Source organism: Streptomyces sp. NPDC005263 (assembly GCF_042872365.1).
Classification (GTDB): Bacteria; Actinomycetota; Actinomycetes; order Streptomycetales; family Streptomycetaceae; genus Streptomyces.
In genome coordinates this window covers 383,096-395,110 of sequence record NZ_JBIAKJ010000004.1, presented here as the reverse complement: position 1 = coordinate 395,110, position 12,015 = coordinate 383,096, and the positions used below count along the sequence as shown (strand labels likewise).

Annotated in this window: 11 protein-coding genes; 7 read left to right on the top strand and 4 right to left on the bottom strand. The window is 70.6% G+C overall.

Annotated features, from left to right (window positions below; all coding sequences use genetic code 11):
- Nucleotide 1 precedes the first annotated feature (1 nt).
- Genes ACFYRY_RS20310 through ACFYRY_RS20300 form a run of 3 tightly spaced genes read left to right on the top strand, consistent with a single transcriptional unit; the run spans nt 2 to nt 2,637 of the window.
- Nucleotides 2-1,330: a sensor histidine kinase gene (locus ACFYRY_RS20310; RefSeq protein WP_389147151.1), complete on the top strand. Its 1,329-nt coding sequence runs from the start codon at nt 2-4 to the stop codon at nt 1,328-1,330.
- A complete protein-coding gene (locus ACFYRY_RS20305; RefSeq protein WP_389147149.1) occupies nt 1,327-2,004 on the top strand; it encodes a response regulator in 678 nt (225 codons plus the stop codon). Before ACFYRY_RS20310 ends, ACFYRY_RS20305 begins: the two co-directional genes overlap by 4 nt.
- A gap of 33 nt (nt 2,005-2,037) precedes the next feature.
- Complete coding sequence (locus ACFYRY_RS20300) at nt 2,038-2,637, top strand: NADPH-dependent FMN reductase (protein ID WP_389147146.1); 600 nt, start codon at nt 2,038-2,040, stop codon at nt 2,635-2,637.
- A 15-nt stretch (nt 2,638-2,652) separates the two neighbouring features.
- Here the strand turns inward: ACFYRY_RS20300 and ACFYRY_RS20295 are convergent, their stop codons facing one another.
- Nucleotides 2,653-4,374: an IclR family transcriptional regulator C-terminal domain-containing protein gene (locus tag ACFYRY_RS20295; RefSeq protein WP_389147144.1), complete on the bottom strand. Its 1,722-nt coding sequence runs from the start codon at nt 4,372-4,374 to the stop codon at nt 2,653-2,655.
- A gap of 87 nt (nt 4,375-4,461) precedes the next feature.
- Entirely contained in the window at nt 4,462-5,787 is a 1,326-nt protein-coding gene (locus tag ACFYRY_RS20290; RefSeq protein WP_389147141.1) for a M6 family metalloprotease domain-containing protein, read from the bottom strand.
- A 345-nt stretch (nt 5,788-6,132) separates the two neighbouring features.
- Between ACFYRY_RS20290 and ACFYRY_RS20285 the strand changes: the two genes are divergently transcribed.
- Nucleotides 6,133-6,777 carry a TetR/AcrR family transcriptional regulator gene (locus ACFYRY_RS20285; RefSeq protein ID WP_389147138.1) on the top strand — a complete coding sequence of 215 codons (645 nt, stop codon included), beginning with the start codon at nt 6,133-6,135 and terminating at the stop codon, nt 6,775-6,777.
- Between the two features lie 206 nt (nt 6,778-6,983).
- Nucleotides 6,984-8,513, top strand: coding sequence for an MFS transporter (locus ACFYRY_RS20280; protein WP_389147135.1), 1,530 nt, complete (start codon nt 6,984-6,986; stop codon nt 8,511-8,513).
- Between the two features lie 95 nt (nt 8,514-8,608).
- On the opposite strand, the gene ACFYRY_RS20275 is transcribed toward ACFYRY_RS20280, so the two are convergent.
- Nucleotides 8,609-9,124, bottom strand: a complete 516-nt coding sequence (locus ACFYRY_RS20275; protein ID WP_389147132.1) for a MarR family winged helix-turn-helix transcriptional regulator — start codon at nt 9,122-9,124, stop codon at nt 8,609-8,611.
- A 112-nt stretch (nt 9,125-9,236) separates the two neighbouring features.
- On the opposite strand from ACFYRY_RS20275, the gene ACFYRY_RS20270 reads away from it, so the two are divergent.
- Entirely contained in the window at nt 9,237-10,052 is an 816-nt protein-coding gene (locus ACFYRY_RS20270; protein ID WP_389147129.1) for a dioxygenase, read from the top strand.
- A 189-nt stretch (nt 10,053-10,241) separates the two neighbouring features.
- Here ACFYRY_RS20270 and ACFYRY_RS20265 read toward each other — a convergent pair whose 3' ends face one another.
- Nucleotides 10,242-10,772 carry a GNAT family N-acetyltransferase gene (locus ACFYRY_RS20265; protein ID WP_389147126.1) on the bottom strand — a complete coding sequence of 177 codons (531 nt, stop codon included), beginning with the start codon at nt 10,770-10,772 and terminating at the stop codon, nt 10,242-10,244.
- 169 nt (nt 10,773-10,941) lie between these two features.
- Between ACFYRY_RS20265 and ACFYRY_RS20260 the strand changes: the two genes are divergently transcribed.
- Nucleotides 10,942-11,937, top strand: a complete 996-nt coding sequence (locus ACFYRY_RS20260; protein WP_389147124.1) for an RNA polymerase sigma factor RpoD/SigA — start codon at nt 10,942-10,944, stop codon at nt 11,935-11,937.
- The last annotated feature ends 78 nt before the right edge of the window (nt 11,938-12,015 follow it).

Genomic DNA, 12,015 nt, shown 5'->3' with positions numbered 1-12,015 from the left:
CATGACGAACACGGGGGGCGGCGCCCCGCGACCACGCGGCGCGTGGTGGGGTGAGGGAGCGATCACGGCGACGGCGTTCGCGCTGTGTCTGCTCGGCGGCGTGGTGCAGGACGACGGCAGCAGGCTGTCAGCGCCGCCCGCCGCCGCCTACGGCCTCGCCGTGCTGACCTGTGCCGTGCTGCCGTTGCGGCACCGCGCGCCACTGGCTGTCATGGTGGCCACGACCGTGGGCGCGGTGCTGGGGCCGCCTTTGGGCCTCCTGCTGAGCCCGCTCATCGTGGCCCCCACCGTGATCGCCGCCTACTCCTACGCGTTCACCGCGCGCACCGAACGGCGTGCGGCGAGCGCGGTGTTGCTCATCTGCGTGGCGCTGCTGGTCGCTTCCGCCCCCTTGTTCGGGGCTCTTTCGTGGCAGGACGCGAGCAGGGTGGCGGCGGTGGCGGCGTTCCCGCTGGTGGCCGGCGTGCTGGGGCACTCGGCGCAGAACCGGCGGGCCTACCTGGCGGCCGTGGAGGAACGGGCCCGGCGGGCCGAGGAGAGCCGGGACAGCGAGGCGCGCCGCAGAGTGGCCGAGGAACGGGTGCGCATCGCCCGGGAACTGCACGACCTGGTGGCCCATCAGATCACCCTGGCCAACGCGCAGGCCACGGTCGCCGCCCACCTCTTCGACGCCCGCCCGGAGCAGACCCGTAAGAGCCTCAAAGAGCTCGTCGACACGACCGCCGACGCGCTCGACGACCTGCGGGCCACGGTCGGTCTGCTGCGTCAGTCCGGGGACGCGCCCGCGCCCGCCGAACCGGCGCCCGGGCTGTCCCGGCTGCCCACGCTCCTCGAGTCCTTCCGCCGCGCGGGACTTGAGGTGTCGCTGCACCAGGAGGGCACGGCCAGGCCGCTGCCGCCCGGGGTGGACCTCACCGCCTATCGCATCGTCCAGGAGGCCCTGACCAACGTGACCAAACACGCCGGCACGGAGAACGCCGAGGTGCGCCTCGTGTGGAACCGCGATCGGGTGAGCATCACCGTCGCCGACGACGGGAAGGGCTCCCGTGCGGCGCCGACCGCGGCCACGCGGCCCCACCCGTCCACGGAGCCGGGCCGGCCACCCGGTTACGGGCTGATCGGCATGCGTGAACGTGCCACCGCCGTCGGGGGACACCTCTCCGCGGGCAGGCGCCCGGAGGGCGGCTACCTCGTCTCCATCCAGCTGCCGCTGCCACCCGCCAAGGACACGCGCGCAACTGACGGAGCATCAATCATCGAGGGGTCAATGACTGACGGAGCGACAGACGACGGCCGGACGGGCAACCGTGAAGCCAGGGACACGCCGTGACGCTCCGGGTGCTCCTCGCCGACGATCAGGCCCTGCTGCGCGGCGCCTTCCGCTTGCTTCTCGACAGCGCCGACGACATCACCGTGGTCGGCGAGGCCGCCGACGGCAGGGAGGCGGTGAGACTCACCCGGGAGCTGCGCCCGGACGTGGTGGTCATGGACATCCGTATGCCCGAGGTGGACGGGCTCACCGCCACGTCGGAGATCTGCGCGGACCCGGAACTGCGGGCCAGCCGCATCCTGATCCTCACCACGTACGAGACCGACGAGTACGTCGCTCAGGCGTTGCGCGCCGGGGCCGGCGGCTTCATCGGCAAGGGCATCGGGGCCGAGGACCTGTTGGACGCCGTGCGGACCATCGCCGACGGCGACACCCTGCTGTCGCCCGCCGCGACCCGCTCCTTGGTGGCCCGTTTCCTGGCCACACCGGACGACGCCCCGCCGCACCACTCGGAACAGCTCGCCGTGCTCACCCCGCGCGAACGCGAGATGGTGGCCCTGGTCGCGACCGGCCTGTCCAACCAGGAGATCGCCGAGCGGATGTTCCTCAGCCCCTTCACCGTCCGCGCCCACGTGCAGCGCGCCATGACGAAACTGGAGGCCCGCGACCGGGCGCAACTCGTCGTCATCGCCTACCGGACGGGCCTGGCCACCGCATCCAGGCGAAGGAGTTGACCTCAAGTTTGGTTGAGTTCTTATGGTCCTCGCATGACTACGCATCGTGCACATCCGCTCAAGATCGGCGTCATCATCGGCAGTGTTCGAGCCGGGCGGTTCGCCGACAAGGTTGCCGACTGGTTCGTCGCCGAGGCCGGTGGGCGTCAGGACATGGAGATCCACCTGATCGATCTGGCCGAGCCCGCTCTCGTCGACGAACTGAAACTGAGTTTCGAGCAGTCCGGAGACCGGCCCGGTGACGTACCCGGGCTTGCTCGGCGTATCGAGGGGCTGGACGGGTTCGTGGTCGTCACGCCCGAGTACAACCACGGGTACCCGGCGTCCCTGAAGCTGGCCATCGACTACGTGTACAGCGGGTGGCGGGCCAAGCCGGTCGGGTTCGTCTCGTACGGGGGGATGGCCGGCGGTCAGCGGGCCGTGGAGCAACTGCGGCAGGTCTTCGCCGAGTTGCATGCCGTGACCCTCCGGGACACCGTCAGCTTCCCCATGGCCTGGGAGAAGTTCGACGACCGGGGGCGGCCGGTGGACGCGGACGGGGCGGGCAAGGCCGCCGCGGTGCTGCTGGAACAGCTCGCCTGGTGGGGGCTCACCCTGCGGGAGGGGCGGGCCGCTCGCCCCTACGTGGGGTGATTCCGGACCGTCTCCTCAGTGCGAGGCCACCCGCAGGAACCGTCCCGCCACCGCCAGCTCCGCCTCGATCCGCGCCGCCGTCGCTCGCAGCTCGGGAAGGATGTCCCGGACGCATTCCTCCGGCGTGCGGCGGGCGGCGTGCAGGGCCACGTTGGCGGCGGCGACCACGGTGCCTGTGCGGTCGTGGACCGGTACCGCGATCGAGCGCAGGCCCTCCTCCCACTCCTCGTCGAGGAGGGCGTAACCCCGTCGGCGGACCTCCTCCAGCATCCCGGAGGCCGCCGTCGCGCGCTCCGCCAGCAGCACCTGGCCCAGTGACGTCGTCGGCGCAGGCAGCCGCGTCCCGACCGTGATGTCCACGCTCATCACACGCTGCGCCGCTGACCGGGCCGTGTACTGGATCTCCTCACCCGACGGGGACAGCACCGCCAGCGACGTGGACTCGTGGAGCCGCGCGGCCAGGTCCGCCAGGTGGGGGCCCGCGACGCGGGGGAGGGAGGTCCGGGAGAGGGGTGGGAAGCCGAGGGACAGGACACGGGGGGTGAGGGCGAACGTGCGGTGCGGGCCCGCGGTCACCAGGCCCAGGTGTTCGTACGTGATCAGCGCCCGGCGTGCGGTCGCCCGCGCCAGGCCGGTCGCCTTCGCCACCTCCGTCAGGGTCAGCGCCGGACTGTCCTCACCGAACGCCGTCAGTACGGTCAGCCCCCGGGCCAGCGACTCGATGAACTCCCGGCCCAGCTCCTGCTTCGACGCCCGGACGAGCTGGGCCGAGACGGAAAGAGGAACAGAAACAGAAGCGGAAGCAGAAGCGGAATCCGGAGCCGAAACGGAAGCGGAAGGGGAAGCCGTCGCGGCCCCCCGCAGCGCCGCCTCCATCGCGGACACCGCCGTCCGCAGGCGGGGGAGGAGCGTGTCGTGCAGGTCGGTCGCCGAGTGGCGGCTCGTGTGGCTCACCACGCTCGCCACGCAGGCGATCCGGCCCGTACCCGGATGCCGTACCGGTACCGAGACCGCGACCAGTCCCGGTTCGATCAACTGGTCGTCCAGCGCCCAGCCGTCCTGCCGGGAACGGGCGGCACGGCGCTCGAAGTCGTCGTCCGGCGAGGTGTGCGCGCGCGGCGGTACGGCGGGAAAGCCCCGGTCCTGCGGGTCCGCCGCCCGGCGGGTCCGCCACGCCTGCCACTCCGGTGCCGTCCACTGAGACGCGAACAGCGGGCCCGGGGCGGTGCGTTCGGCCGGGAGCAGGTCGCCGATGCGGAAGCTCAGGGACATGGCGCGGCGGCGGGTGGCCTGGTGGATGAAGCGGATGCCGTCGCGGTCGGCGACCGCCAGGGACACCGACTCGTCCAGTTCGTCGGCGAGCGCGTCCGCGTGGGGATTCAGCAGGGCGGGCAGGCGCAGGGCGGCCAGGTAGGCGTTGCCGAGTTCCATGAGTCGCGGGGCGAGGGCGACGTCCCGGCCGTCGAGACGGACGTACTCCATGCGGGCCAGGGTGGAGGTGATCCGGTCCACCGTGGAGCGGGCCAGACCGGTGGCACGTTCGAGCCCGCTCAGGCTCAAGGTCCCCCCGGCGTCGGTGAGGTGCCGCAGCAGGCCGACGCCCCGGATCAGCGGCGTGACCGCCTCGGCCGGTTCCGGGGTGCCGTCCGACGCGTCCGAGGGCGTCCCTGCGGGCGCCCCCGCGACCGTCTCGGTGGGCGTCTCGACGGGGGGCTCGGCAGGTGTCTCGGCGGGCATCGGTTCTCCGGTACGGCGGTCGCGGCAGGCCTACCGTAATGCGGGGACCCGCGTGCACGGTGGCGGGTCACCGGCGGCCGGTCACGCTCACCGTCGCGTCACCAGCAGCCGGTAGTTCCCGGAGAGGTCCGCCCCCGCCACCGAGATGCGGATGCCTCTCCTCGGGTCCCGGAACTCCTCGCCGGGGGCGAACGGCGCGTCGGAGAGTTCGGAGTGGACGTTCGGGCTGCGGGTGCAGCCGCCGCTGCCGCGCCGGGAGTCGTACACGGTGACGGGGCCCTGGCCGGTGTCCACGTCGGCGTCCACCTTGTAGATCAGTACGCCCGGACGGCACACGGACTCGTCGTTGCCCTCGCGGGTGCGCAGTTCGACGGCGTAGCCGGTGCTGTCGCCGAGCGGCAGGAAGAGCAGCTTCGCGCCGCCGGTCCGGGCCAGCGGGGTCAGGATGTGCTCCGTCGTACCCGGTGTCGTCACGCAGCTCATCTGGGCGGCGTCCAGCCAGCCGAGCTTCCACTTGTGCCAGGCCAGCAGGTCGTTGTTGGCCCCCCAGTCCTCACTCATGATGTCCCAGTGGCCGACGGCGCCCCCGCCCTCCTGGGTGTACAGGTCGGGCAGGCCGAAGACATGGCCGTTCTCGTGCGGGAGGACGCGGTAGCCGGTCTTGCCGTAGGAGCCGGAGCCGTCGTCCTGGCGGGAGTACACGAAGGACGCGTTCGCCACCCGGACGCCGTCGGCGACCGGGGCCTCCGTGTTGCCGGCGAAGGTCACCGACAGGACCGTGTCCAGCGCGGAGGGCCCGGCGTTGGGCGTCACCAGCACGTTCAGGAAGTCGTACGACCGGAAGTCCACCTGCGGATCGGCGGCGGCCACGACGTCCTGGACCAGCTGCCGGTAGCCGGAGTCGAAGGGCGTGCCGCGCTCTATGCCGTACGAGCGGAACGATTTCGGCATGCGCAGCCAGTCGGGGATCGGCGTCTCGGGGCGGTAGTCGAGACGGCCGTAGGAGCTGGTGCGGAACCACTCCTGGGTCATCGGGAAGAACTCCCGGAACCGGCTCTGCGCGCTGCCCGCGCCGGGCGCGTCGGAGAAGTCGACCATCAGGGTGAGGGCGTGGACGGTGCCGAGGGAGCGGGAGTAACCGCGCGAGGTCGGCACGCCCTCCGACATCTGGACCGTCCGGCGGCCGCCGATCATGCAGGGGCCCTGGGTGCCCGAGCGGGCGAGGGGGACCGGGCCCGCCCCGGCCGCAGGCGGGCCCGGAGCGAGGCGTCCGGTGCCGGCGGAGGTGCTCACCGCGAGGGTCAGCGCGGTCAGGGAGACCAGGGCGGCCAGGCGGCGCGGGTGTATCCGACGCCGGAGCGGCCGCGGAGACGTGCCTGTCCCTCCCCGGCGTCTCCCCGGCTGCGGCTGCATTCTTGGCCCTTTCGGTCCGGCAGCCGCCAACCGAAGGCTGCGCCCTTCCGATCACCCTGTGTCGAGGGGGTCACGGGCGCGCGCTGGAAGAGCCCGAACGTGGGTTTCTCGGGAGGGAGCAGCCGGTCCGGGGAGCGCGGATCACGGCTCCACGACCGGCCCGGGAGACCGCGGACCTGACGTGTGACTCAGGTCACAGGAAGTCGGTACCCGGGAGGGAAATAACCGGGGATCGCTTCCCCGTTTAGCCATGTGTCCGAGCGAAACGGGGAGCCGATCCCCGGATGTTCACTCGTTCGTCACATTCATTACCTAATGTCACCCGTACAACCTCAGGAGTGCACCGTGCAGACCGCGACCCCCGTGCAGCACAAGGCGACCCGGCCGCGTGCCGACGCCCTGCGCAACAGGGAGCGGATCGTCAGCGCCGCCCGGGAGATGTTCACCGAGTTCGGCCCCGACGTGCCGCTCGATGAGATCGCCCGCCGGGCCGGCGTCGGCAACGCCACGGTGTACCGGAACTTCCCCGACCGTGACGCCCTCGTCCGCGAGGTCGTCTGCTCGGTCATGGACCGCACCTCGGAAGCGGCCGAGCAGGCGCTCGCGGAGCACGGCGACGCCTTCGGGGCGCTGGAGCGCTTCGTGCACGTCGCCGCCGACGAGCGGATCAGCGCGCTGTGCCCGATGGTCGCCAGCACGTTCGACCAGAACCATCCCGACCTGGAGGCGGCGCGCGAGCGGGTCGAGCAGATCATCGACTTGATCATGGACCGCGCCAAGGCGGCCGGTCAGATGCGCCTCGACGTGGGTGTCGGCGACCTGATGGTCGCCGTGGCCCAGCTCTCCCGGCCCCCGGCCGGGACCGGGTGCGTCAGCGCCGACCGCTTCGTACACCGTCATCTGCAGCTGTTCCTGGACGGGCTGCGGGCACCGGCCCGCTCCGTCCTGCCGGGCGCGGCCGTGACCATGGAGGACCTCCGCCAAGCCTGACCGATGAGTTCAGACCTGACCGATGAGTTCAGACCTCAGAGCCGGTCAATGAAGACCGGTAGTCGCACCTATTGGTTCCAGTGGTGGTTCCAGTAGTCGCACCTACTGATCCCGACAGTCGCACCTACTGATTCCGGCAGTCGTCACCGACGAGCCGACCCTTACGACACTTTTTTCCGTCCCGAAGTCCCGAAGTGGGTACCCCCATGTCTCAAACAGCCGTAAAGGCTCCCGGCGTCCCTGATGCCAACCGCTGGAAAGCGCTGACCTTCATCGCGCTCGCCCAGCTGATGGTCGTCCTCGACGCGACCATCGTGAACATCGCCCTGCCGTCCGCTCAGCAGGACCTGGGCATATCCGACGGCAACCGGCAGTGGGTCATCACGGCCTACGCGCTCGCCTTCGGCGGTCTGCTGCTCTTCGGCGGCCGTATCGCCGACCTGTGGGGCCGCAAGCGCACCTTCGTCGCCGGTCTGATCGGTTTCGCCGGCGCCTCCGCGCTCGGTGGCGCGGCCACCAACGAGGCGATGATGCTCGGCGCCCGCGCGCTGCAGGGCGCGTTCGGCGCGCTGCTCGCGCCCGCCGCGCTCTCCCTGCTCGCCGTGATGTTCACGGAGCCCAAGGAGCGCGCCAAGGCGTTCGGCATCTACGGCGCGATCGCCGGTGGCGGCGGCGCCGTGGGCTTCATCCTCGGTGGCGTACTCACCGAGTACCTCGACTGGCGCTGGACGTTCTTCGTCAACATCCCGTTCGCGATCATCGCGGCCGCGGGCGCGTACTTCGTCATCCGTGAGCCGGCCGGCGGCCGCAACCGCTCGCCGCTGGACATCCCCGGCGTCATCCTCTCCGTCCTCGGTCTGGTCACGCTGGTCTACGCCTTCACCCGCGCCGAGTCCGAGGGCTGGGGCGACTCCGTGACGGTCGGCCTCTTCGTCGCCTCGGCGGTGCTGCTCGCCGCGTTCGTCATCACCGAGTCCAAGGTCAAGGCCCCGCTGCTGCCGCTGCGCGTCATCACCGAGCGCAACCGCGGAGGCGTCTACCTCTCCCTCGGCCTCGCGATCATCGCGATGTTCGGCCTGTTCCTCTTCCTGACCTACTACCTGCAGATCGTGAAGGGCTACTCGCCGGTCAAGACCGGCTTCGCCTTCCTGCCGATGATCGGCGGCATGATGGTGGGCTCCACGCAGATCGGCACCCGCCTGATGACCCGGGTCCCCCCGCGTCTGCTGATGGCTCCGGGCTTCCTGGTCGCCGCCCTCGGCATGCTGCTGCTGACCCGCCTGGAGATCGGTTCCTCCTACGCCAGCACGATCCTGCCGGCGATGATCCTGCTCGGCCTCGGCATGGGTACGGCGTTCATGCCCGCCATGTCCCTGGCCACCACCGGTGTCGAGCCGCGTGACTCCGGTGTCGCCTCCGCGATGGTCAACACCTCGCAGCAGGTGGGCGGCGCCATCGGTACGGCCCTGCTGAACACGATCGCCGCCTCGGCGACGACCTCGTACATCAAGGACCACATCGCCGGCGCCGGTTCCAAGGCGCAGCAGCAGCTGGTCCTGCTGGAGGGGCAGGTGCACGGCTACACCAACGCGATCTGGTTCGCCGTGGGCATCCTCGTGGTCGCCGCCACGGTCGCCGCGACCCTCATCAACACCGGCCGTCCGGGCTCCGGCGCGATGACCGGCTCGGGCGAGGGGGCCGAGGACGAGCTGCCGGTGCCGGTGGTCGCGCACTGACGGCGCCCGTCACCTCGTACCCCTTCGGGCCATAGGTACGTACGGGGAAGGGGACGCCCCGTACGTACGCCTCACCGGACCTGCCCTGGTCGCGCTCAGCGCAGCCAGGGCAGGTCCGCACCCGCTTCGTTCGGCTGGAGTCCCTCGGCGATGATCTCCATGATCTCGCCGAGGGACTTCTGCTGTTCCGGGGAGAGCCGGTCGAACAACGCGTTCCGTACGACCGCCACATGGCCCGGCGCGGCCTCGCCCAGCATCTGTCGGCCCTGGTCGGTGAGGACCGCGAACTGGCCCCGCTTGTCGTCGGGGCAGTCCTCGCGGCGCACCCAGCCGTTCTTCTCCAGGCGGGCGACGGCGTGCGAGAGGCGGGAGCGGGTGATCTTCGCGTCCATCGCCAGCTCGGTCATGCGCAGCCTCCGCTGCGGGGCCTCGGCGAGCTTGACGAGGAGGCCGTAGTAGACGTGCGGCATGCCGGCGTCCCGTTGGAGCTGGCGGTCCATGTGATCTTCGAGGAGGGTGGTGGCGTGCATATAGGCACGCCAGACGCGCTGCTCTTCGTCGGTGAGCCAGCGGGGCTCCTCGGCGCCAGCGGATGTCGATGCCGTGTTCATGTACTCCACTCTACGAGAACTCTCCTTGAATGTTAAACAAGTGAGGCGTACACTTAGTGCTGTTCACAGCTTGAGACTTCAAGCGTCTGTTCTTCCGGAGGGAGCCGCAGCCATGTCCGCCGCCATCGAGGAGCGCACTCCCGCCGTCCCGGGCCGGCGCATGCCGGCTCTCTACCTCAGCCATGGCGCGCCGCCGCTCGCGGACGACCCGATCTGGCCCGGCGAACTCGCCGCCTGGTCCGCCGGCCTGCCCCGCCCCAAGGCGATCCTCATGGTCTCCGCCCACTGGGAAGAGGCCCCCCTCGCCCTCGGCGCCGTCCAGCCGGTCCCCCTGGTCTACGACTTCTGGGGCTTTCCCGAGCACTACTACCAGGTGACCTACGACGCCCCCGGCGCCCCCGAACTCGCCGAGTCGGTCCGCAAGTTGCTGCGGGCGCCCGGCATACCGGTGCAGGACATCCCGGACCGCGGCCTCGACCACGGCGCGTACGTCCCGCTGGTCGAGATGTTCCCCGAGGCCGACATCCCGGTCCTGCAGATCTCCATGCCGACCCTCGATCCGGTGAAGCTCATGGAGATCGGCCGCAAGCTCGCGCCGCTGCGCGAGGAGGGCGTGCTGATCGTCGGCTCCGGCTTCTTCACCCACAACCTGGCCGCGCTGCGGCACACCGGCGCGGGAGTGCCGACCTGGTCCTCGGAGTTCGACGACTGGGGCCGACGCGCCCTGGAGACCCGCGACTGGGACGCCCTGCTGGACTTCCTCCACAAGGCGCCGGCCGGCCGCTACGCCCATCCGCGCACCGAGCACTTCGCCCCCCTGTTCGTGACCATGGGCGCGGCCGACGTCGTCGGCGAACTCGACGCGCAGAAGTCCGTGATCGACGGCTTCTGGATGGGCATGGCCAAGCGGTCGGTGCAGTTCGGCTGACCCGCGCGGGCAGCGCACCGCGTGGGACCGCGGCTCCCGGTGAGGCCAAGGCTTCTGACGGAGGGACGGCTCCCCGTGGGGGTGCGGCCTCTTGCGGGGCTGCGGCTGGAGATGCGGCTCTCCGCGCAGTCGTGGCTCCCTCGCGGGCTACAACTCCTTTCTCGCGGGCTGCAACTCCTCCCTCGCGGGCTACAACTCCTTCTCGTACCAGGCCACGTCCCAGTAGCGGCCGAACTTGCGGCCGACCTCGCGGTACGTGCCCACGTACCGGAAGCCGAAGCGCTCGTGCAGGCGCGCCGACGCCTCGTTGGGCTGGGCGATGCCCGCGTACGCGCGGTGCACGTCCTCGTCGGCCAGCGCCTCGAAGAGGGCCTGGTAGAGCAGCGTGCCGACGCCGCGCCCGCGCGCGTGCGGAGCGAGGTAGACGGTGACCTCCACCGAGGTCGAGTACGCGGGCTTGGGGCGGAACGCGCTCGATGTGGCGTAGCCAAGGATCTCCTGTGAGGTTCCTGGGGAACCCGCCGCTGTGGCAACCATCAACCGGTGCGGGCCGTCTTCAGGGTGGGAGAGCAGCCAGGGACGGCGCTCCTCCGGAGTGAAGACCACGGTGTCGAATGTGATGGGGGTCTCACGTACATAGTGGTTGTAGATGTCGGTGAGAGCTTCGAGGTCGCTCTCGACTCCCGGTCTGACCTGCACCTCTGTACGTTTCGACGACACCGCGCCCCCTCCTGTGGCCGGGCAGGATACTGCATGATCAGAAAAATAGACGGGTGGGTTGGGAATTCTGTCCGGATTCCAGTCGTTGTTTCCATCGGAAGCGGGGCACCCGAGGAGAGTGCCCAGCGCCCAAGGCCCACCCGCTGACTCACATCGCAAGGGAGCACGCATGGCAACCCGTGCCGTCGCCCGTCGTCAGTCCGCCACCGGCCGGACCGACACGGCAAGCAGTGTTCGCGTCCGTGGCGGCGAGATCGCCGACCGCGACCTGGTCGGCATGTACCTCGACGAGATCGCGCGCACCCCGCTGCTCGACGCCGCCAAGGAGGTCGAGCTGTCTCAGATGATCGAGGCGGGTGTGTTCGCGCGGCAGGTCCTCGACGGACACGAGGACGCCAAGGCCGATGCCTCCCGTGAGGAGCTCCAGGCCCTGGTCGACGAGAGTGAGCGTGCCAAGGACGTCTTCATCCGCTCCAACCTCCGTCTGGTTGTCGCGGTGGCCCGCCGCTACCCCCGCAGTGGGCTGCCTCTCCTCGACCTGATCCAGGAGGGCAACGCCGGCCTGGTGCGCGCGGTCGAGAAGTTCGACTACCGCAAGGGCTTCAAGTTCTCGACGTACGCGACCTGGTGGATCCGTCAGGCGATCACCCGCTCCATAGCGGACCAGTCGCGCACCATCCGGCTGCCCGTCCACCTGGTGGAGGAGCTGGGCCGGATCCGGCGCGTGCAGCGGGAGTTCAACCGGGAGCACGGCCGTGACCCGGAGCCCGCGGAGATCGCCGCCGAGCTCGGCTCGAACCCGGAGCGCGTCGTGGACGTCCTGGACTGGGCCCGTGACCCGGTCTCCCTGAACATGTCGGTGGACGACGACGGCGACACCCAGTTCGGCGACCTCCTGGAGGACACGTCGGCGGTCTCCCCGGAGCAGTCCGTGCTGACCCTGCTGCGCAGCGAGGAGCTCGACGACCTCATCGGCCGCCTCGACCAGCGCACGGCCTCCATCATCAAGATGCGGTACGGCATCGTGGACGGCCGGGAACGCACGCTGACCGAGGTCGGCAAGGAGCACGGGCTGACCCGCGAGCGGATCCGCCAGATCGAGAAGCACGCCCTGCTGGAGCTGAAGAAGCTGGCACGGAGCACGGGCTTCGACGCGGCGGCGTGAGGTGACGTCTCACGGGCGCCTTGGGATACGGCGCCCGTGACGCCCATCGGTGCTCCCGTGACCCGGCGCGCGCCGGGT